This window comes from Bradyrhizobium sp. WYCCWR 13022 (assembly GCF_030435535.1).
In the GTDB taxonomy this organism is placed as follows: Bacteria; Pseudomonadota; Alphaproteobacteria; order Rhizobiales; family Xanthobacteraceae; genus Bradyrhizobium.
This window is the reverse complement of record NZ_JAUIZJ010000043.1, coordinates 118,754-138,953: the sequence shown is the minus strand read 5'-3', so window position 1 is coordinate 138,953 and position 20,200 is coordinate 118,754. Positions and strand designations below refer to the sequence as shown.

Genomic DNA, 20,200 nt, shown 5'->3' with positions numbered 1-20,200 from the left:
TCTCACGCCGCAATATCCATTGCGCAGTCGAAGTTCGGCGCCGAATGCGTCAGCGCGCCTGACGAGACGTAGTCGACGCCGGTGGCCGCGATCGCGGCAATCGAGTCCAGCGTGACGCCGCCGGAGGCCTCCAGCTTCAGACGGCCTTCCGTCATCCTGACAGCTTCGCGCAGCGTCGCGATATCCATGTTGTCGAGCAGCACGGCCTCGGCCATTCCCGTGTCGAGCACCTCGCGGAGCTGCGCCAGTGTATCCACCTCGATCTCGATCTTGACGAGATGACCGGCATGGGCGCGGGCGCGCTCCAGAACGGGGCGGATGCCGCCGGCGACCGCGATGTGGTTGTCCTTGACCAGGATCGCATCGTCGAGCCCGAAACGGTGATTGAAGCCGCCGCCGCAACGCACCGCATATTTCTCCAGCGCCCGCAATCCCGGCGTGGTCTTTCGCGTGCAGCAGATGCGCATCTTGGTGCCTTCGGTGCGCGCGACGTAGGCGGCCGTGAGCGTGGCGATGCCGGAGAGACGCCCGACGAAATTCAGCGCAGTTCGCTCGGCGGTGAGAATGGCACGCGCCGGACCTGAGATCGTCAGCACATGCTGCCCGCGGGTGACGCGCCCGGCGTCGCGGACATGCGCGCGGACCTCGATGTCGGACGAGAGCCTATGCAAGGTCGCCACTGCCAGCGGCAGGCCGGCGATGACTCCGGACTGTCGCGCCACGAGGGCGGCCTGCTCTTTTGTTGCTTCCGGGATCGTCGCGAGCGAGGTGATGTCGCCGGCGCGCCCGAGATCTTCGTCGAGCGCGCGCCGAACGGCATCGTCGATGGCCAGCGGTGACAGGAAGGCGTCGGGATAGAGCAGGGAGGTCGGGGTGATCATAAAGGGCTCCGTCAGGCGATCATGGATTGCGCGATGCGCGGTGTCGAATGTTCGGTGAGGTCGTCCGCGATGTCGTGTGCTTCGGCGAGTGACGTCATCGTTCGCCGCGCGAGTGCGGGGACTTCCGCAGGATGGTCGGCCCGGCAGTGCGCGCCACGGCTCTCGCGCCGGCTCCAGGCTGAGGCCGCCACGAGCAGAGCTGCTGTTGCCATGTTGCGAACCACGATGCTTGTCGCCGCGTGCTCGAGCGCGGCAAAACTGCGCACGGCGTCCGCAAGTCCGTCGCGCTCGCGGATCACGCCGACATTCGCGCTCATCATCGCCCGCAGCCGCTTCACGACGCTCGCATCCGGCGCGCCGGCGCGCGGCGTGGCCAGCGCCTGGGGGAGGCGAGCCGGCGAGGGGATCGCTTGACCCGCGATGTCCTCGGCGATGCGAGCGGCATAAACCACGGCTTCCAGTAACGAATTAGACGCAAGCCGGTTGGCGCCATGCATGCCGGTGGACGACACCTCGCCGCCAGCCCAGAGTCCGTCGATCGAGCTGCGCCCGCGTGTGTCCACGGCAATGCCGCCCATGTGATAATGCACGGCCGGCGCGATCGGGATGGCTTGCGTCGCCGGGTCGATGCCGGCGGCGATGCAGCTCGCATGCACGGTGGGGAATTTGTCGGCGAAGCGCGCGCCGAGTGCCTGCCTCGCATCGAGGAAAGCTCCGCGTCCCGCCGCGATCTCGGCAAACACGCCGCGGGCCACGATGTCGCGCGGCGCGAGCTCGGCAAGGGGATGAAGCGGCGCCATGAAGCGTTCGCCGTCAGCGTTGATCAGCGTTGCGCCTTCGCCGCGCAACGCCTCTGTCGCGAGCGGCGCCGGGTCGCGGCCGGTCATGATGGCGGTTGGGTGAAACTGCACGAATTCCGGATCGGCAATCAGGGCGCCGGCGCGCGCCGCGATCGCAAGGCCAGATCCGTTGGCCTCAGTCGGATTGGTGGTGACGGCATAGAGATGGCCGATGCCGCCGGTCGCGAGCACGATGGTGCGCGAGGCGATCATCACGGGCGTCGCTGCCAAATTACCCGCCTCGCGCAATTGAAGTCCGGTGACGGAGCCATCTTCGGTCAGTAGTGCTTCTGCGACGAAGCCCTCGATCAGGCGGATCGACGGCGTGCGGCGCACGGCCTCGCTCAGGGCCGCGATGATCGCGGCACCCGCGCCATCGCCACGGACATGAACGATGCGGCGTGCCGAATGCGCAGCTTCGCGCCCCACGGCAAGCCGACCTTCGAGATCCCGATCGAACGGCACGCCATACGCGAGCAGATCGTGAATGCGCAGGCCAGCCTCGCGCGCGATGCCGAGCGCAATGGCTTCGTCGACAATGCCGCCGCCGACCGCAATCGTGTCCGCGGCATGTGCTTCGGGACTGTCGCCGTGAGCGACTGCGGCCGCGATGCCGCCTTGCGCCCATGCGGACGATGCGCCCTGTCCAAGCGGTGCCGCCGAGATCAGTGTCACCGGCCGCGGCGAAAGCTTGAGCGCGCAGAACAGCCCGGCGAGGCCACCGCCGACGATGACGACGTCGTCGGTGGAGCGGGTGAGGTTGTGGATGTTGCTCGTCATGTCAGGCCTCAATTCTTCAGATTGATCATCCGCTCGACTGACCGCCGCGCACGCTGCGCAAGCGCCGGATCGATCGTCACTTCCTCGCCTGATGTCAGCAGGCTCTCCAGGACGTTGGACAGCGTGATGCGCTTCATGTGCGGGCAAAGATTGCAGGGGCGTAGCATCTCGACGTCGGGCAGCTCAGCGCGGACATTGTCGGCCATCGAGCATTCCGTGATCATCACGAGACGCTTCGGCCGCCGCTGGCGTACCCAGTTGATCATGTGCGCGGTCGAGCCGGTAAAATCGGCCTCCGCCAGCACGTCGGGCGGGCATTCGGGATGCGCGATGATCTGCACGGAGGGATCGGCGTCGCGGAAGGCGCGCAACTCGTCGCCGGTGAAGCGTTCGTGCACTTCGCACGCGCCTTTCCAGGCGATGATCCTGACGTTGGTCTTCGAGGCGACATAGGTCGCCAGATAGCGGTCGGGCAGGAAAATCACGGTGGGCGCATTCAGGCTCTCGACTACCTGCACCGCATTCGACGAGGTGCAGCAGATGTCGACTTCGGCCTTCACCTCCGCCGAGGTGTTGACATAAGCGACGACAGGCACGCCCGGAAATTTTTCGCGGAGCAGGCGCACATCGGCGCCGGTGATGCTGGCGGCGAGCGAGCAGCCGGCGCGCATATCGGGGATCAGCACCGTCTTGTCCGGATTGAGCAGTTTTGAGGTTTCCGCCATGAAGTGCACGCCGCATTGAACGATGATGTCGGCCTTCACCTTGGTGGCTTCGACGGCGAGCTGGAGCGAGTCGCCGCCGATGTCGGCGACGCCATGAAATATCTCCGGCGCCTGGTAGTTGTGGGCGAGGATCACCGCGTTCCGTGCGCGCTTGAGCTGGTTGATCGCGTGAATCGTCGGCGCCATCAGCGGCCACTCGATCGGCGGGATCACGTGCTTGATGCGCTCGTAGATCGGCGCGGTGGCGCGTTCGACTTCACTGGTCCATTCGAGCGAAGGACGCGGCAGCGCGGGTCCTCGTCGCCCCGCCGCCGGTGGAGCGGAGGTGGGCTGGCGCTGCGGCCGGTTGGTGAAATCGTCGGGGCCGTAAATTCCTGCGATAGGCATCGAAGCCTCCCATGTCAGTCATATATGCTCAATGTGAGTATATATGGAGCCCGAGAAATCCGGCCGAGAGGCCGGGGCGGATTTCAGGTGAAACTATATATGCTCAATCTGAGTAAATCGAACATAACATAGCACGGGCAGGACCGCCAGACCCCTTCGCGCACATTCACGTCAAGCCGCGGCTCGCGCCCAGGGAGAGGTCGCGATGAAACGCAATGCTCCCGCAAGAGCCCCCCGCGCAACGCAATCACTTTCGACTTGGGATTTTAATGCATCTGCATTAAATGGCGGCCTCGCGGTTACCTATCCCGGATCCGCCGAGAAACGATGAGCAAGACCCATGTCGATACAAGCGGGCGAACTCGCTCCTGCATCTCGTTCCTCCGGTTGGCGCACACCAGCCGTCATCATTCTCTGCGGCTGCGCCATCGGCATGCTCGGCTTCGGCCCGCGCTCGGCGCTCGGCTTCTTCGTGCAGCCGATGAGCCGTGAATTTGCCTGGGGCCGCGACGTGTTTGGCCTCGCCATCGCCTTTCAGAACTTGCTGTGGGGATTGGGTCAGCCCTTTGCGGGCGCGATCGCCGATCGCTTCGGCCTGTTCCGCGTGATGTGCATCGGAGCGCTGCTCTATGCCGGCGGTCTATTGCTGATGCGCTACTCCTCGACGCCGCTCTCGCTCAACATTGGCGCGGGTGTGATGGTCGGCTTTGGCCTTGCGGGTTGTTCGTTCAACCTGGTGCTGGCGGCCTTCACAAAGCTTCTGCCGATCGAGAAGCGCGGCCTTGCGCTTGGCGCCGGTACGGCGGCAGGCTCGCTCGGCCAGTTCCTGTTCGCGCCGATCGGCGTGGCGCTGATCGACAATTTCGGCTGGCAGCAGGCGCTCACGGTGTTCGGCTTCCTGATGCTGCTGATCATCCCGCTCGCGCTGGCGATCTCGACGGCGCCGGTCGCAAGTGCGGCCCATGCGGCGCCAGCGGACGAGCAGACCATTACCAAGGCGCTTGCCGAAGCCTTCGGCCATCGCTCCTATGTGCTCCTCGTGCTCGGCTTCTTCACCTGCGGCTTCCAGCTCGCTTTCATCACCGTGCATCTGCCGGCGTTCCTGGTCGACCGCGGTGTCTCGACGCAAACTGGTGGCTGGGTGATTGCCGCGATCGGCCTGTTCAACATCATGGGCTCGCTCAGCGTCGGCTACCTCCAGAACTCGCTGCCCAAGCGCTACATCCTCTCCGCCATCTATTTTACCCGCGCGTTGGCAACGCTCGCCTTCATCTCGTTCCCGATCACGCCGTTCTCGGCCATCGCATTCGGCGCGGTCTCCGGCCTGACCTGGCTCTCGACGGTGCCGCCAACTTCGGCGCTGGTGGCGCTGATGTTCGGCACGCGCTGGCTGGCCACGCTCTATGGCTTCGCCTTCGTCAGCCATCAGGTCGGCGGCTTCCTCGGGGTCTGGCTGGGCGGCATCGTGTTCGAGAAGTTCGGTTCCTATACGCCGATCTGGTGGCTTTCGATCCTGTTCGGCATCCTCTCGGCGCTGATCAACCTTCCGATCGTGGAGAAGCCGGTGGCACGGATGGTTGCGCAGCCTGCCTGATCGGCTAAACATCCCGGTCAAACAAGTCAGGGAGTTCAAGCCGTGGCCACATTCAAGGCGATCAGGATCGACAAGGCGGACAAGGGCACCACCGCCGCGCTCACACAGTTCGACGAGGCCGAACTGATGGATGGCGACGTGACAGTCCGCGTCGAATGGTCGACGCTGAACTACAAGGACGGCCTCGCGCTGACGGGCAAGGCGCCGGTGGTGCGCCGCTTCCCGATGATCGCCGGCATCGATTTCGCCGGTACGGTCGAAGCCTCGTCGCACCCGCAGTGGAAGGCGGGCGACAAGGTCGTCTGTACCGGCTGGGGCATGGGCGAGACCCATCTCGGCGCCTATGCCGAGAAGGCGCGGGTGAAGGGCGACTGGCTGGTGGCCCTGCCGCAGGGCCTGTCGGCGCGCGATGCCATGGCGATCGGTACTGCCGGCTTCACGGCAATGCTGTCCGTGCTGGCGCTGGAGAAGCATGGCCTGTCGCCGAAGAGTGGCCCCGTGGTGGTCACGGGCGCCGCCGGTGGTGTCGGCTCGGTTGCGACAGCCGTATTGTCGAAGCTCGGCTATCACGTCATCACCTCGACGGGCAGGGCTTCCGAGGCCGATTACCTGAAGAGCCTGGGGGCCGCCGAGGTGATCGACCGCAATGAATTGTCGGGCCCGGCAAAACCCCTCGCCAAGGAGCGCTGGGCGGGCGGCGTCGACAGCGTCGGCTCGACCACGCTCGCGAATCTCCTCTCGATGACCAAGTATGGTGGCGCCATCGCCGCTTGCGGTCTCGCGGCCGGCATGGACCTGCCGACTTCTGTCGCACCCTTCATTTTGCGCGGGGTGTGCCTTCTCGGCATCGATTCCGTGATGTGCCCGCTTCCGCCGCGAAAAGCCGCCTGGCAGCGCCTCGCCTCCGATCTCGATCGGTCGAAACTATCTGAAATTACTACGGAAATTTCGCTCGGCGAAGTCTCGGAATGGGGTGCGAAAATCCTGGCCGGCCAGGTCCGCGGCCGCATCGTGGTAAAAATCGTCTAACGGCGTTCAGACTTTACCAACCAAGCTGCTTCAATGTCGCCATGGTTAGTATGGTAAGCAGCGGGTAAAGAGATAAGGCATCGCCCGCTGCGGGGTTGGTTCGGAGTTGAGCATGCTTGCGCGTATCGTGTTGGGGGCTGTCATGACGTTTGCGCCGGCCATCGCTTTGGCCGGGAGCATGAACGCCGACGAGGCGCGGCGCTTCGTCGCCGGCAAGGTATTCGCCTTCACCTGCTTCGACGGCACCCGCGGTGCGGGTCGCATCCTCGATGATCTCGGCGCCGCCGGCGCGGTGCAGTTCTCCGGCTCGGGCCCCGTACGCCACATCCGCCTTCCCGGCAACACGCTCCAGATCCGCGGCCAGAATGTCTGCGCCTCGATCAAGGGCATTCCGTTCGAGCCTTGTTTCAACCTCGAAAAGACCGACGATCGCAGCTTCCGCGGCTCCGTCTCGGGCATGGGTTTCGCTTATTGCGACTTTCATCACCAGGGCGGCAATCAGATGCTGATGGCGCGCGCCGTTGCCCGGCCGCGCTCGCTGCGCAGGTCCGAGCAGACCACCGGTTCGGTCAATACGCCGAGCACCGAAGTCGCAACGCGCGTCGAGACGCCGCGGGTCGAGAGCAGCCGGATCGAACCGGTGAAGTCGGTAGCCAAGTCCGAGCCGAAATCCGAAACGAAGAACGACGGTCCGCTCGAGTTGCGCCGCTCGACCGAGTGATGTCCGGCAGTAAAGCTGCGCGCACAATTTACCTGCCCTTGACTAATGCACCGTACGCGAAGCCGCGACGCCGTAGTGATACGGCCCGTGGTTTTTATGCCTTGGTAGCGACTGGCGCCCCAGCCTTGCGTAACGGCCGGGGGGCTGCCCTACGAAGGGTTCAAACATGTCGCTGTATTTCTTTCGCATCAGCACCGGGCGCTATTCCGGCGCCGCTGATCAGCCTTATGAGTTCGAGGATCGCGCCGCCGCGTGGACCGAGATGACCGAGGTCTGCGCCAATCTGCTTGGCAGCATCGCGCGCAATCTGAAGCCGAATGCGAAGTGGAGCATGGAGCTTCTCGACGAGAACAAGAAGCCGGTCTTTCGCGTCAGCCTGGTCGGCGAAACCTTGTGCTGCGCTGACACCACTGCGGATGAAAGCTAGTTAGGACGCCATCTGCAAATTCGCGGGGTGCCGATGCCGCGTGCGCGTCCGTCATTGAGCCACGCCGGGATGGCGGCCCCGATCACCGCGTGTGATTAACTTGTTAAGCGCGTGCTACGTGCTTATTTTATCGGCCATTTGACCGCCATCCAGTATTTGTCCGGGATTTGTTGTTAACCAAATCGGAACGTCAGGCGCTCAGTTTTTGGGCAAGGGCGATCAACGCCGAGGGCAGCCGACAATGACTTGGCTGCGCATTCCCGAAGGAAAGCGTGCCCATGTTGAGCCTCATTCAGAACTTGCGGATCGGGACCAAGCTGGCTGTTGCGTCGGCGTTCGGCATTCTCCTGGTCATCGCGTTGAACGCGAGCCAGTTCATCGGCAACGGCAACGTGCGCCGGGCTAGCGAGGCCGCGGTCGCGCAGCAGCAGCTTGCACGCGAGGCGGTCGAAGCCAAGCTTGCGGCGCGCAGCATGCAACTCGCCGTCCGCGACATCAGGCTCGCGAACAATCCAGGCGAGTTGCAAAATGCGGGTGACGCGCTCATCGAACGTTCCAAGACCTTTGCGCGGGTCGTCGAACAGATGCTGAAGCTGTCGCGGGCGCCGGAAAACCGGGAGCGTATCGAAAGGCTCAGCGGTCTCGGCGCGAACTACGTCAAGGGAGCGAAGCAAGTCGCATCGGTCCGCGGCGAGGCGCTCGCCCTCACCGGGCCGGATGCAGCTGCGCGTGTCGCCAAGTTTGCCGAAGACGCAGCGCGTCTTGCCCGCGAAGGCACACTACCAATCGCGGCCGAACTGGATCAGTTGACCGGTCAGGTTGCCGATTTCGCCAAACACAGGAGCGAGGAGGAAGTCGCCGGTGCGTTGCAGGCGATGACCTCGGGCGAGGAGATCGGGCTGATGGTCGGCATCTGCGCCGTGATCATCCTGATCGGCTCCTGGCTGATGTCCTTCCTGTCCATCGCGCGGCCGATCCGCGCACTTACGATCGCCATGGACAAGCTCGCCGGCGGCGACTTTTCCGTCGTGCTGCCGGGTCTTGGCCGCAAGGACGAGGTCGGCGGCGTCGCTGCGGCTGTCGAGAAGTTCAAGATCGTCTCCGAACAGAAGGCCCGCGACGAAGCCGAGGCCAAGATCAGGCAGGATCAGGCGGCCGCGGCGCAGCGCAAGGCCGAGATGCACAAGCTTGCCGACAGCTTCGAATCCGCGATCGGCGAGATCGTCGAGACCGTATCCTCCGCCGCAACCGAGCTCGAGGCTTCGGCCTCGACATTGACCTCGACAGCCGAGCGCGGGCAGGGGCTAGCCACCGTGGTCGCAGCGGCCTCCGAGGAAGCTTCCGCCAACGTCCAGTCGGTAGCATCGGCAACGGAGGAACTCTCGTCATCGATCAACGAGATCAGCCGGCAGGTCCAGCAGTCCGCGCGTGTTGCCAACGAGGCGGTCGGCCAGGCGCGCGTCACGACCGAGCGGATGAGCGAACTGTCGATGGCGGCAACGCGAATCGGCGACGTGGTCGAACTGATCAACACGATTGCGGGCCAGACCAATCTGCTGGCGCTCAACGCCACGATCGAGGCGGCGCGCGCGGGTGAAGCCGGCCGCGGCTTTGCGGTCGTCGCCTCGGAGGTCAAGGCGCTCGCCGAGCAGACGGCGAAAGCGACCGGCGAGATCGGTCAGCAGATTACCGGCATCCAGGCCGCGACCGAGCAATCGGTCGGCGCCATTAAGGAGATCAGCGACACCATCGAAAAATTGTCCGAGATCTCCTCGACCATCGCGGCCGCCGTCGAGGAGCAGGGCGCGGCCACGCAGGAGATCTCCCGCAACGTGCAGCAGGCGGCGGAGGGCACTCACCAGGTGTCGTCCAACATCACCGACGTGCAGCGCGGGGCGAGCGAGACCGGCTCGGCATCCTCGCAAGTGCTGTCGGCGGCCCAGATGCTGTCCGGCGACAGCAATCGCCTCAAGATCGAGGTCAGCAAGTTCCTGGGCACCGTTCGCGCGGCCTGACGCCGCCATCCCTCGACTGACACCGCTCGCAACCGTCGCGCCCAATCGCGCGGCGTTTTGCGTGCGAGTATATTGCGGTGCGACGACAAATGCGGCGCAGGGTTAACCTTCCGGAAAAGCGACGCTGGCATGATCCTCCCGCAATATTCCGGGGCGTTGAGTCGTCCGCCTCCACTATGTCCTGGCCTTTGGAGCACATTCATGAGCGGCCTTTCCATCCGCCTGACCCACAGGGTGATGGCGATCGGGCTTTTCGGTCTCGTCGGTTTGGTCGCCTTCGGCGCGATCTATGAGATCGGCAGTCTTTCCCAGGACGCCTCCCGCGACGTTGCCAACCGCGCCCGCGCGATCGCCGACCTCAGCAAGCAGCTCTCGATCGAGATGCTGGAGGCACGCCGCAACGAAAAGAATTTTCAGCAACGCCGCAACGAGAGCTATGCCAAGGCCCATGCCGAGTTGATCGGCCCGATCAATCGCGATTTCGGCGAGATCGAACGGCTGATGTCGGGCGGCGGCATGGTCGCCCTATCTGACAAGACGAAGCAGGCCCAGGAGGGCTTCAAGCGTTACACCGCGGATTTCAACGCGCTGGTCGCCGCCGAAACCCGGCTCGGCCTGAACGAGACGCTCGGCCTGTCCGGCTCGCTGCGTGCCGCAGTGGACGACATCGAGGCGAAGCTGAAGGAAGTCGACGATCCCAGGTCGACGAGTTGGCTGCTGACGATGCGCCGGCACGAAATGGACTTCATGCTGCGGCGCGACCCCAAATATCTCGCCGAGGTGAAGAAGGACGCGGCTGAATTCTCCAATGCGATCGAGGTCGTCGCCGTCCCGACGGCGGTGATGAACGACATCGCGGCCAAGCTCCAGAAATACCTGTCCGAATTCGCGGCCTGGGCTGACACTGCACAACAAAGCGCGGCTCTCGACGCCTCGATGATGAAGACCTTTCGCGAGCTCGCGCCGGTGATGGTCGAGGTGCGAACCAGCGTCGATGCCATGTACAGGCACGCCGACGCGGCCGAAGCTGCGACCCGCGACGCCGTCAGCTTCTGGATGGTGATCGCCTTCCTCGTCACTGTCGTTGTGCTTGCGACGATCAGCTTTTTGCTCGGACGCTCGATCTCGAAGGCCCTGTCCGGCATGGTCGATGCGATGACGCGACTTGCGCGCGGCGAGATCTCGATTGCCGTTCCCGGCGTCGGACGGAGGGACGAGATCGGCCAGATGGCCGGCGCGGTCGAGGTGTTCCGGTCCAACATGACGGAGGCCGAGCGGCTGCGCGCCGGGCAGGCGGAAGCCGACACGCGGCGACGTGCGCAGCGCAAGGCGGATATGAAGCGGCTCGCTGATGATTTCGAGGGGGCGGTCGGCGAGATCGTCGAGACCGTCTCATCGGCGGCAAACGAGCTCGAGGCCTCCTCCAACACGCTGACCCTCGCGGCCGAGCGCTCCAAAGGGCTCGCCACCTCCGTTGCGTCGGCTTCGGAGGAAACCTCCGCCAACGTGCAGTCGGTATCGTCGGCGAGCGAGGAGATGACGTCGTCGATCTCCGAGATCGGTCGTCAGGTGCAGGAATCAGCCCGCGTCGCCGACGTCGCGGTCGAGCAGGCGCAGCGCACCAATGCACGCGTCGGCGAGTTGACAAAGGCAGCGGGTCGCATCGGCGACGTCGTCGATCTCATCAACACCATCGCCGGCCAGACCAATCTCCTGGCGCTCAACGCCACGATCGAAGCCGCGCGTGCCGGTGAGGCCGGCAGGGGCTTCGCCGTGGTGGCGAGCGAAGTGAAGGCGCTGGCCGAGCAGACTGCGAAGGCGACCGGCGAGATCAGCCAGCACATCGGCGCGATCCAGACCGCGACGCAGGACTCCGTCGGCGCGATCAAGGAGATCGGCGACACCATCGCGCGGATGTCGGAGATATCCTCGACCATCGCCGCCGCGGTCGAGGAGCAGGGAGCCGCCACGCAGGAGATCTCCCGCAACATCCAGCACGCCGCGCACGGCACTTCGGAAGTTTCCGCCAATATCGGCGAGGTTCAGCGCGGCGCGGGCGAGACCGGGGCTGCCTCGGCGCAGGTGCATTCGTCCGCGCAGTCGCTGTCGCGGGAGAGCAACCGTCTGAAGAGCGAGGTCGCGCGCTTCCTGGAGTCCGTGCGGGCAGCCTGAGTCCGTCAGCTTGTTCGAACCACGCACCTGACGGTGCGCTGGTGCGACGCGGCGTGATATTCGTTGTAATACAACACATGGTTGCAGAATAGATAGCGCCAGCGGCGGCGCATGAGGCAGTTCCACGTAGGTCCCTGTTAACGCCTGTTTGCAACTATGGGCCCAATCTTACGGGATAAGAACCAGCCAGCATTGTTGGAATGACTTCCGCCCACCGTCGTTCGGGATGGTCGCGGCGCGGGTGACTTGTGCTCTCAGGTACCATCGGGATTTGTCGTGATGTCGAAGTTGTCGATCGTGTTCAAGCTTCTGACCGTGTTGTCGGTCCTCGTGCTCTCCCTCGCCGGCATCGGCGTTGTGGCGATCGGCACGATGCAGAACATCAATTCCCATACCGTCGAGATCGCAGAGAGCTGGCTGCCGAGCGTGCGCGCGCTCGGCTCGATGCGTGCCGATATCAACGAGCTGCGCGTCGTCCTTCGTCTGCATCTCATGCAGGAGAGCATCGAGGGCAAGGAGGCCGCAGAGAAGCGCATGATTCCTCTGCGCGACCGCATCGAGGCGACCCGCAAGGTCTATGAGAGCCTGATCACCTCGCCGGAAGAGCGCTCGATCTACGAACAGTGGACCAAGGCCTGGGCGGACTACCTGACCGGCGTTCAGGAGACGATGGCGCTGTCGCGCAAGAGCCCCGGCAAGTTCCCGACCGACGCCAACGAGATGTTGCAGACCAAGGTCGCGAAGATGGCCCAGGCGGCAGATCCCCTGCTTCAGAAGGGCATCGAGTTGAACAACCGTGGCGCCGAGCTGGAAACGAAGCAGGCCGCCGAAAGCTATGCCACCATCTTCCGCGTGCTGGTCGGCATCATCGTGCTCTCGGTCGTGATCGCGATCGGTGCGGCCTACTACCTCGTGCGCGACGTGTCGCGCGGAATCGCATCGATCATCAAGCCGATGCAGTCGCTCGGTGAAGGCGATCTTTCGGCCGAGGTGCCGCATCGCGGCGAGAAGACCGAGATCGGCTCGATGGCCGACGCACTTCAGATTTTCAAGGAGGCGCTGATCGCAAAGCGGGCGGCCGACGAGGCGGCTGCGCGCGACGCCGAGGCCAAGATCGATCGCGGCCGCCGCGTCGACGCCATCACCCGCAAATTCGAGGCGATGATCGGCGAGGTCGTCGGCACCGTTTCCTCGGCCTCGACCGAGCTCGAGGCGTCGGCAACGACGCTGAGCAACACCGCGCAGCGTGGCCAGGAGCTTGCAACCGCAGTCGCGGCGGCCTCCGAGGAAGCGTCGACCAACGTGCAGTCGGTGGCCTCGGCTTCCGAAGAGCTGTCGTCCTCCGTCACCGAGATCAGCCGCCGCGTGCAGGACTCGGCGCGGATGGCCGCGGAGGCGGTCGATCAGGCGGCGCGCACCAATGCGCGGGTCAACGAGCTGTCGCAGGCGGCGTCCCGCATCGGCGATGTCGTCGAGCTCATCAACACCATCGCAGGCCAGACCAATCTGCTGGCGCTGAACGCCACCATCGAAGCGGCGCGCGCCGGCGAGGCCGGTCGCGGCTTCGCGGTCGTCGCCTCCGAGGTGAAGGCGCTGGCCGAGCAGACCGCAAAGGCGACCGGCGAGATCGGCGCGCAGGTTGCAGGCATCCAGGCCGCGACGCAGGAATCGGTCAGCGCGATCCAGGAGATCGGTGGCACCATCGAGAAGCTGTCGGAAGTGTCCTCCGCGATCGCCGCCGCCGTCGAAGAGCAGGGCGCGGCCACGCAGGAGATCTCGCGTAACGTTCAGCAAGCTTCGCTCGGCACGCAAGAAGTATCGATGAACATCACCGACGTGCAGCGCGGCGCGATCGAGACCGGCTCGGCCTCGACCGAAGTTCTGTCGGCGGCGAAATCCCTCGCGACCGACAGCACCCGCCTCAAGGTCGAGGTTGCGCAGTTCCTGGAGTCGGTCCGCGCGGCTTGATCCTTCAGCTGCCTGTCGTCTGCGGAGTCGGCGGCGGCGTGATCGGTCGCCGGAACAGGATGCGCTGGTAGAGCCAGCCGATCGCGACCAGCACGATGCCGAGGCCCATGAACGACAGAGCGCGGTAGACGCCTGTCAGCGTCGACATGTCGATCACGAAGGCCTTCAGGATCGTCAGCGCGATGACGGCGGCCGAGGCCAGCCGCGCCCGCTCGGAGTTGACCAGAATGCCGATGCCGAGCAGCACGACGCCGAAGGCGAGCCAGCCGATTGAATAAGTGTATTGCTCGGCCCCCGTGGTCTCGCCGGTGGTGAGGAACGGGCCGTGATAGAAGCGGCGGATCTCCAGCGTCAGGTACGACAGCGCAAACACCAGCGCCGCGCCAGCGATCGCATTCGCGTAGATCTTGCCGCGCGCGCCGACGACAGCATAGGCGAGCAGCAGCAGCAGCGCGGCCGGCAGCGCATAGCCGAGTAGCAGCAGGTTGAAGACGGCGCCGCCGACATCGATGTGCCAGATCAGCGGGTTCTCGAGAAAGAAGAGACCGAATACGCTGATGAAACCAGCGATCGCTGTGAGGGCGATCGCGCCGACATTGTGCACGATGGAGTGGCTGCGCAGCCGCAGCCGTTCCAGTCCGATCGCCATAGCCAGCGCCACGCAGACCTGCAAGGCGGCCTCCAACAATGACGGCGCAGCGATCATGTCGCCGCCGGTGGCGAGATGGCGGACCTCCATGAAGGCGAGCAGCGCGGTGAACAGGATTGCCGCGGTCTCCACGATGCGCAGCGGCGGGTCATCACCCCTGCGACGCAAGAAGAGACTTGCCGCCCAGAACGAGGCCGCCGGCAGGCCATATCCCCACAATAGCCAATTGAAGATCGGCGTCGTGCCGACGGCGTCGCCGACGATGCGCGGGTCATAACCGACGCGCGCAGTGACAATGCCGGCGAAGATCGCGGCGAGCCAACGCAGGAACGGGATGGGCCGCTTCATCGCAATCCAGGCGGTGCCGAGCGACATCAGCGCCAGCGCAATGGTGAGCCAGCCGTTCTCCAGTGCAAAGGTCAGCGCCAGTGCCAGAGCGCCGAGCGTGCCGGTCGCAAACAGCGCCGTGGAGATTGCAAGGCCGGGTCGGCTCTCGCGACGAGTGAGTGCTTCGGTCGCGACGCCAAAGGCGGCCGCGAGCAGCACCGCGACGATCGCGAACGGAATAGAGCGATCGAGATGGGCGATGCGGGCATAGAGCGCAACCAGGAGCGCGATCGGCGTGGCGACGCCCGCCGCCGACCATACCACAGGAACGATCGCTGAATTGGAGCGACCCTGCGCGAAGAAGCCGGCGATGCCAAAGCCGGCGGCGAAGATCGCGGCCATCACCAGATGCTGCATCACCGCGCTGTCGGTGGCGGTCGGCGTGATTCCGGGCATGGGTCCGCCCGGCAGGACCAGCATGTCAGGATTGGCGCGCACCGCCCATTCGGCGAACACGATGAACACGGTCGCGGCGGTGGCGCCCAGCGCGCCGACGGCGGCCTCCGCGCGCCAGGCGACGAACAGCGTCGCCGCAACAAGCAGCGTGAATGCGATCAGCGAGAGGTCGGCATGCGCGCTCGACAGCACGATCAGCATCGCGCCGAACAGATAGGCGCCGAGCGCGCTGGAGGACACCGGCTCGATCTGCCCGTCCTCGATGGTCGGGCCGAACATGAAGCCGCAGACCACGAGCAGTGCGGCAAGCACGAAACCGGCGATCGCATGGAAGGCGTGCGGCGCGACCTCCAATTGACCGGTGTCGAGGCCCGGGAAGATCCAGAGCACGGCGAAGACGATCGTCGTCACAGCCAGCCAGCGCCAGAGCCGGATACGCGCGAGGCCAAAGCTCGCGGCGGTAACGGTGGCAAGATAGATGTAGAGCGCCCAATAGTCCGGCTTGCCGCTGGAGACGAGCACCGGCGTTGCAAAGGCGCCGACCACGCCGAGGCCTGCGAGCGCCGGCCCGTGCAGCAGTGCCGCCGCGAGCGTGCCCATCGCAACGATGCCCAGCAGCACGAACGCCGTGGCGGGTACCAGGAAGCCATAGAGTGCGTAGGCCGCATACACGGTCGCGAACGCCACCGCGGTCCCGGCCGCAGTGAGGATTGCGGGGATGTTGGCGATTGGCAGCGCCTGGATATTGGAGATGCTCTCCTTGCGCCGCGTCCATTCGCCGGCGCCCAACAGCGCGGCTGCGAACAGGCTGCCCAGAAAAACGCGCACGCCGGGGCCGACGAGGCCGGCCTCGATCGAATAGCGCACCATGAAGAAGCCGCCGAGCGCGAGCGCAAGGCCGCCGATCCACACCACCCAGCGCGTGCCGAGCCGTTCCTCGAAGCCGGGGGCCGGCGCCGGCAGCGGCGGTGGCATTTCGGGCTCGGTGCCGGCTTCGAGCGGGGGCGGCGAAGCCGCCTCGGTGACGGGCGGAGGCGGCGTGACATCGGCTTCCGGTGCAAGCGGCGGCGGCTCTGCCGCGGGCGTGCTCGCGAGCTCCTGCAGAGGAAGCGGTGGCGGCGGCTGGACCTGCCGCTGCGCCTGCAACGCGGCCTCAAGCGAGCCCAGGCGCCGGCGAAGCTCGGTTGCCTGGTTCGAAGCTTTCAGCGCGATCAGGAACGCGGCGATCGCAATCATTACTGCAAAGACGTCGAACGGGGCGTCGAACATGGGGCCTCCTGGCGATCGGCGGGCAGGGGCCTACCGCAATCCTTGATCTAGCGCCGGGAGCGTACGCGCAAACCGGGCGCCGGCCGTTCCTGGAGCACGTCGCGGCGGAAGCGATGGAGCGCCGCCGGTCTCCCGCCCGTCTGTGTCGACATCACGCCGGTCGGTTCGACCAGGGCTTCGGCTTCGACCAGGCGGCGGAAATTCTGCTTGTGCAGGTGACGGCCGGAGATCGCCTCCACCGTGTACTGCAACTCAGTGAGTGTGAACTCGGCGGGCAAAAGTTCAAACACCACAGGGCGATACTTCAGCTTCGCGCGCAGCCGGGCGATCGCGGTGGCGAGGATCCGGCGGTGGTCGAACCGCATCGAGGTGCCGAGCGCCGGCAGCGCCTTGCGCGCCAATGCCGCAGGCCGGCCGTCGCGCCGCGCCTCTTCGACGAGGCCGGCCTCGTACAGGAGCTCGTAGCGATCGAGCACGCGTTCCTCGTCCCAGGCCGCGCCATCGAGACCGAAACAGAACCGCACGCGATCTTTTCGCGGCAGCGCCCGCGTCGTCTCCGGCGGCTCCTCCTCGGCCCATGCGGTCAGCGCCGGGATGATGTCGCGGGCAATGAGGGCAGGCGGTGCCTCGCGCCAGTCCTCCCAGGGGAAGAAGCGATACCAGGGTTCGAAACTCGCCGCGTTTGCGGTGCCTGCGGCGGCGCGCGTCAACGCGAGATAGCCGATCGACACCATATGCGCGCCGGTGTCGCCAGCCTCCGCATGACGGCCGCGATCGCCAAACGTATAGAGCTGCTCGACATAGCCGAGCCGCAATCCCGCCTGCTCTTCAACCCAGGCGCGCAGGCCGATCTCGAAGGTGCGATGGCTCGGCGCATCGAACGGACCGAACGGCAGTCCTGCCAAGCCGTCAGCGCCGCGGGCGGTCAGCACCAGCGGCTCGTGATCCTCGATCGCGACGATCGCGGCAGTCAGGCCGATCTCGATCGGCGTCAGCTTGTCGCTCATGCGATGATGATCGCAGGTGTAGAGTCGATTGAGCAAATCTGTCCGCGGGCTCGGTGCACCTCTCCCGCAAGCGGGAGAGGGAGCGCACCTGCGATGTCGAGCGCAGCTGTCATTCGAGCTCGATCACGAATGGGCGGCCCTCGACCAGCATCTCGCCCGGACCCATCTCGTCGAGCGCGCGCAGCATGCGGCCGTTGCGCCCGAGCGCGCGGTCGGCGAGGCCGACGATGCGCCGGTTCGGCGAGGCGATCGGAGAGGCCGCACGGATCTTCTTCGCGATCTCGACCTCGTCACGATCGGGATTGAGCGCGCAGACGGCGGCGAACGCGCTCGCCGTGGAGCGGCTGATACCGGCATAGCAATGCACCACCAGCGGCGCAGCTCGGTCCCAGCCGCGCACGAAATTCAGCACCTGGCCGATATGGGCTTCGGACGGTGCGACAAAGCCGTCCATCTCCTCGGTGATGTCGTCCATCGACACCTTGAGATGGTTGGCCGGGAGTACCGACACCGGCCGCGCCACCTGCTCTACATTGGCCATCACGGTCAGCACATGGCTGGCCCCGGTGCGACGGACGGTTTCGGGAAGGGCGGCGAGCGAACAGACGTGGATCATGGCGGACCTTTTTGCCGGCGATTATAACAACCGCCGTAGAGTGGGCAAAGCGAAGCGTGCTCACCACTTTTGTCGCAAGCGCGAAGAAATGGCGGGCACGGCGCAAGTGCGTCCTTGCCCGCCGCTAGGCAAACACGGTGCCAAACCGCTCCAGAAACTGCTTCTCGGCCCGCGCCGCCGTCCAGGGCGTCAGATAGTCGCGGCGGACGCTGTCGGAGAGGCCCGGGTCCTTTCCGAACAGCCGCTTGGCCTCGCTCTCGCTGAAACCCGCAAGCTCGGTCGCCTCGAGATAAGCCGCGCCGCGATCGGCGGTCTTGATCGCCTGCGTGATTTCCTCGGGCAGCACCGGCGGCAGGCCGAAGCGGATGTGGATGGCGCCGAGCAGGCGCATCTCCACCGCCTTGTAATTGCCGGCAAGCACGGCCTTGAACGGCGAGATCATGTCGCCGATCACGTATTCCGGCGCATCGTGCAGCAGCGCGGCGAGCCGCATGCGCTGGTCAACGTTCGGCATCTCGTGCCGCATCACTGTCTCCACCAGCAGCGTGTGCTGTGCGACCGAGAAGATGTGCGCGCCGATGGTCTGCCCGTTCCAGCGCGCGACGCGCGCGAGCCCATGCGCGATGTCGGCGATCTCGACATCGAGCGGAGAGGGATCGAGCAGATCAAGCCGGCGGCCAGACAGCATGCGCTGCCAGGCGCGGGACTCAATCGAACGGGCGGTCTTCCTGGCCGTCATTTGGCCTTGAGGCGCGGCTTGCGCTGCATCTTGCTGCAGGTCGCGTGGCAATGGCAATCGACCAGATGGTCGTTGACCATCCCTGTCGCCTGCATGAACGCGTAGACGATGGTCGGACCGACGAACTTGAAGCCGCGCGAGGACAGCTCCTTGGAAATCTGCACCGACAGCGGCGTCGACGCCGGCACGCTTGCCGTGGTCCTGAAATTGTTGACCTTGGGTTGTCCACCCATGAAGTCCCACAACAGCTTCGAGAAGCCCGGGCCCTTCTCCATGATCTCCAGATACGACTTCGCACTCAGGATCGTGCCGTCGATCTTGGCGCGGTTGCGCACGATGCCGGCGTCGTTCATCAGGGCATGCACCTTCTTGTCGGTATAGCGTGCGATCTTCTCCGGCTGGAAATCGTCGAAGGCTTTGCGGAAATTGTCGCGCTTGCGCAGGATCGTGATCCAGGACAGGCCGGCCTGAAAGCCGTCGAGGATCAGCTTTTCATAGAGCGCTCGGTCGTCATACTCAGGGACACCCCATTCGGTGTCGTGATAGGCGACATAGAGCGGATCGTCACCCGGCCAGGGGCAACGGGTCCTTCCGTCGGGATGCAGGCGGGGAGCTCGGCTCATGCAATGGGCTGCTTTGCAGGAATGCGGACGATGTCCGGTTCTGCCAGCTTCAACGCGAGTCCGCCAGCGGTGAGCGGCTGGCCGGCATCGAGCGCGTCAGCAACGCGGTCGATACGCACCAAAGCGATGCCCTTGCCTTTCGCCGACGAGCCCATGGTGCCGACGGACTTGTCTCCGGCCATGACGCTGACGCCGACCTCGGGCGCTGAGTCCTCGAGCAGCACCTTTACGCTGCGGGTGCGCGCAGTGCCGCGATGCTGCATGCGCGAGACGACCTCCTGGCCGACATAGCAGCCCTTGTCGAAATCGACACCGGCGAGGCGGTCCATGTTGGCCTCGTGCGGGAACGCATCGCTGTACATGAAATCGAGCCCACCGCGCGGTACGCCGAGCGCGATCCGGTGGGCCTCATAGTCGGCGGGATCGACCAGTTCGGCACCGATCAAATCGGAGAGTTTTTGCTTGAGATCCTCGGGAATCAGGATGCGCGTGCCGAGCTCGGGATTGCGTGGATCGGCGAAAGCGAGGTCCGGCTGCGCGGCCAACTGGCCGTCCCAAGCCGCGAGCACGCCGAGATCGTCGGAGAGGTTGTCCACCGTCACCTTGGCGCGCAGCTTGTAGAATTTCAGCTTGGTGGCGAGGCCTTCCGCCAGCGCCCTCGGGCAGTCGATCAGGAACCCGCCGCCGTGGCCGGCGGGCGCTTCCGTGATCAGGAAATCGACGATGATCTTGCCCTGCGGCGTCAACAGTGCGCCGAATCGGCCCAGGCCCGGCTTGAGCCTGTCGACATCGGTCGTGATGAGGCCGTTGAGGAAGTTGCGCGCATGCTCGCCCGCGACCTTGATCACGCCCCGGTCCGGAAGAAACGCTGATTTCATGCGAAAATCTCTTGCGACATGGTGCTGCGGAACGTAAGCCCGCAAGGCATAAACGACAAGACCTCGAGCCCTGCGCTTGGGGACGAGAGAGGCCTTCA

16 protein-coding genes are annotated in these 20,200 nt (G+C 65.3%); 7 read left to right on the top strand and 9 right to left on the bottom strand.

Annotated elements, in window-relative coordinates:
* Nucleotides 1-2: 2 nt before the first annotated feature.
* From nadC to nadA, 3 genes are read right to left on the bottom strand one after another with little or no spacing between them, the layout of a single operon-like run.
* Nucleotides 3-881 carry a carboxylating nicotinate-nucleotide diphosphorylase gene (gene nadC / locus QY049_RS36320; RefSeq protein WP_258762814.1) on the bottom strand — a complete coding sequence of 293 codons (879 nt, stop codon included), beginning with the start codon at nucleotides 879-881 and terminating at the stop codon, nucleotides 3-5.
* A gap of 11 nt (nucleotides 882-892) precedes the next feature.
* On the bottom strand, nucleotides 893-2,500 hold the full coding sequence (locus QY049_RS36315) for an L-aspartate oxidase (protein WP_258762813.1): 1,608 nt from the start codon (nucleotides 2,498-2,500) through the stop codon (nucleotides 893-895).
* Between the two features lie 8 nt (nucleotides 2,501-2,508).
* A complete protein-coding gene (gene nadA / locus QY049_RS36310; protein ID WP_258762812.1) occupies nucleotides 2,509-3,612 on the bottom strand; it encodes a quinolinate synthase NadA in 1,104 nt (367 codons plus the stop codon).
* A 340-nt stretch (nucleotides 3,613-3,952) separates the two neighbouring features.
* Between nadA and QY049_RS36305 the strand changes: the two genes are divergently transcribed.
* From QY049_RS36305 to QY049_RS36275, 7 genes are all read left to right on the top strand, one after another.
* Nucleotides 3,953-5,206 carry an MFS transporter gene (locus tag QY049_RS36305; protein WP_258762811.1) on the top strand — a complete coding sequence of 418 codons (1,254 nt, stop codon included), beginning with the start codon at nucleotides 3,953-3,955 and terminating at the stop codon, nucleotides 5,204-5,206.
* A 42-nt stretch (nucleotides 5,207-5,248) separates the two neighbouring features.
* A complete protein-coding gene (locus QY049_RS36300) occupies nucleotides 5,249-6,235 on the top strand; it encodes an MDR family oxidoreductase (protein ID WP_258762810.1) in 987 nt (328 codons plus the stop codon).
* 112 nt (nucleotides 6,236-6,347) lie between these two features.
* Nucleotides 6,348-6,956, top strand: a complete 609-nt coding sequence (locus QY049_RS36295) for a hypothetical protein (RefSeq protein WP_194477284.1) — start codon at nucleotides 6,348-6,350, stop codon at nucleotides 6,954-6,956.
* 166 nt (nucleotides 6,957-7,122) lie between these two features.
* Nucleotides 7,123-7,383: a hypothetical protein gene (locus QY049_RS36290; protein ID WP_194477283.1), complete on the top strand. Its 261-nt coding sequence runs from the start codon at nucleotides 7,123-7,125 to the stop codon at nucleotides 7,381-7,383.
* Between the two features lie 278 nt (nucleotides 7,384-7,661).
* Complete coding sequence (locus QY049_RS36285; protein ID WP_258762809.1) at nucleotides 7,662-9,398, top strand: methyl-accepting chemotaxis protein; 1,737 nt, start codon at nucleotides 7,662-7,664, stop codon at nucleotides 9,396-9,398.
* A 201-nt stretch (nucleotides 9,399-9,599) separates the two neighbouring features.
* Complete coding sequence (locus QY049_RS36280) at nucleotides 9,600-11,570, top strand: methyl-accepting chemotaxis protein (protein ID WP_258762808.1); 1,971 nt, start codon at nucleotides 9,600-9,602, stop codon at nucleotides 11,568-11,570.
* Nucleotides 11,571-11,849: 279 nt separating this feature from the next.
* The gene (locus QY049_RS36275; RefSeq protein ID WP_258762807.1) at nucleotides 11,850-13,538 is read left to right on the top strand and encodes a methyl-accepting chemotaxis protein; all 1,689 of its coding nucleotides are present in this window, start codon (nucleotides 11,850-11,852) and stop codon (nucleotides 13,536-13,538) included.
* A gap of 4 nt (nucleotides 13,539-13,542) precedes the next feature.
* On the opposite strand, the gene QY049_RS36270 is transcribed toward QY049_RS36275, so the two are convergent.
* From QY049_RS36270 to QY049_RS36245, 6 genes are all read right to left on the bottom strand, one after another.
* Nucleotides 13,543-16,239, bottom strand: a complete 2,697-nt coding sequence (locus tag QY049_RS36270; RefSeq protein WP_258762806.1) for a DUF2339 domain-containing protein — start codon at nucleotides 16,237-16,239, stop codon at nucleotides 13,543-13,545.
* Between the two features lie 47 nt (nucleotides 16,240-16,286).
* A complete protein-coding gene (locus QY049_RS36265) occupies nucleotides 16,287-17,246 on the bottom strand; it encodes an NAD regulator (RefSeq protein ID WP_258762805.1) in 960 nt (319 codons plus the stop codon).
* A 109-nt stretch (nucleotides 17,247-17,355) separates the two neighbouring features.
* Nucleotides 17,356-17,862 carry a tyrosine phosphatase family protein gene (locus QY049_RS36260; RefSeq protein ID WP_258762804.1) on the bottom strand — a complete coding sequence of 169 codons (507 nt, stop codon included), beginning with the start codon at nucleotides 17,860-17,862 and terminating at the stop codon, nucleotides 17,356-17,358.
* Between the two features lie 124 nt (nucleotides 17,863-17,986).
* Nucleotides 17,987-18,601 carry an HD family hydrolase gene (locus tag QY049_RS36255; RefSeq protein WP_258762803.1) on the bottom strand — a complete coding sequence of 205 codons (615 nt, stop codon included), beginning with the start codon at nucleotides 18,599-18,601 and terminating at the stop codon, nucleotides 17,987-17,989.
* Complete coding sequence (locus QY049_RS36250) at nucleotides 18,598-19,224, bottom strand: DNA-3-methyladenine glycosylase I (protein ID WP_194477275.1); 627 nt, start codon at nucleotides 19,222-19,224, stop codon at nucleotides 18,598-18,600. Before QY049_RS36250 ends, QY049_RS36255 begins: the two co-directional genes overlap by 4 nt.
* Nucleotides 19,221-20,102 carry a folate-binding protein YgfZ gene (locus QY049_RS36245; protein ID WP_301270507.1) on the bottom strand — a complete coding sequence of 294 codons (882 nt, stop codon included), beginning with the start codon at nucleotides 20,100-20,102 and terminating at the stop codon, nucleotides 19,221-19,223. Before QY049_RS36245 ends, QY049_RS36250 begins: the two co-directional genes overlap by 4 nt.
* Nucleotides 20,103-20,200 lie beyond the last annotated feature (98 nt).

What these genes read in the sequence shown, in the direction of transcription:
- nadC (WP_258762814.1), bottom strand. Translation starts at nt 881, where the DNA reads ATGATCACCCCGACCTCCCTGCTCTATCCCGACGCCTTCCTGTCACCG.
- QY049_RS36315 (WP_258762813.1), bottom strand. Translation starts at nt 2,500, where the DNA reads ATGACGAGCAACATCCACAACCTCACCCGCTCCACCGACGACGTCGTC.
- nadA (WP_258762812.1), bottom strand. Translation starts at nt 3,612, where the DNA reads ATGCCTATCGCAGGAATTTACGGCCCCGACGATTTCACCAACCGGCCG.
- QY049_RS36305 (WP_258762811.1), top strand. Translation starts at nt 3,953, where the DNA reads ATGTCGATACAAGCGGGCGAACTCGCTCCTGCATCTCGTTCCTCCGGT.
- QY049_RS36295 (WP_194477284.1), top strand. Translation starts at nt 6,348, where the DNA reads ATGCTTGCGCGTATCGTGTTGGGGGCTGTCATGACGTTTGCGCCGGCC.
- QY049_RS36290 (WP_194477283.1), top strand. Translation starts at nt 7,123, where the DNA reads ATGTCGCTGTATTTCTTTCGCATCAGCACCGGGCGCTATTCCGGCGCC.
- QY049_RS36285 (WP_258762809.1), top strand. Translation starts at nt 7,662, where the DNA reads ATGTTGAGCCTCATTCAGAACTTGCGGATCGGGACCAAGCTGGCTGTT.
- QY049_RS36280 (WP_258762808.1), top strand. Translation starts at nt 9,600, where the DNA reads ATGAGCGGCCTTTCCATCCGCCTGACCCACAGGGTGATGGCGATCGGG.
- QY049_RS36275 (WP_258762807.1), top strand. Translation starts at nt 11,850, where the DNA reads ATGTCGAAGTTGTCGATCGTGTTCAAGCTTCTGACCGTGTTGTCGGTC.
- QY049_RS36270 (WP_258762806.1), bottom strand. Translation starts at nt 16,239, where the DNA reads ATGTTCGACGCCCCGTTCGACGTCTTTGCAGTAATGATTGCGATCGCC.
- QY049_RS36265 (WP_258762805.1), bottom strand. Translation starts at nt 17,246, where the DNA reads ATGAGCGACAAGCTGACGCCGATCGAGATCGGCCTGACTGCCGCGATC.
- QY049_RS36260 (WP_258762804.1), bottom strand. Translation starts at nt 17,862, where the DNA reads ATGATCCACGTCTGTTCGCTCGCCGCCCTTCCCGAAACCGTCCGTCGC.
- QY049_RS36255 (WP_258762803.1), bottom strand. Translation starts at nt 18,601, where the DNA reads ATGACGGCCAGGAAGACCGCCCGTTCGATTGAGTCCCGCGCCTGGCAG.
- QY049_RS36250 (WP_194477275.1), bottom strand. Translation starts at nt 19,224, where the DNA reads ATGAGCCGAGCTCCCCGCCTGCATCCCGACGGAAGGACCCGTTGCCCC.
- QY049_RS36245 (WP_301270507.1), bottom strand. Translation starts at nt 20,102, where the DNA reads ATGAAATCAGCGTTTCTTCCGGACCGGGGCGTGATCAAGGTCGCGGGC.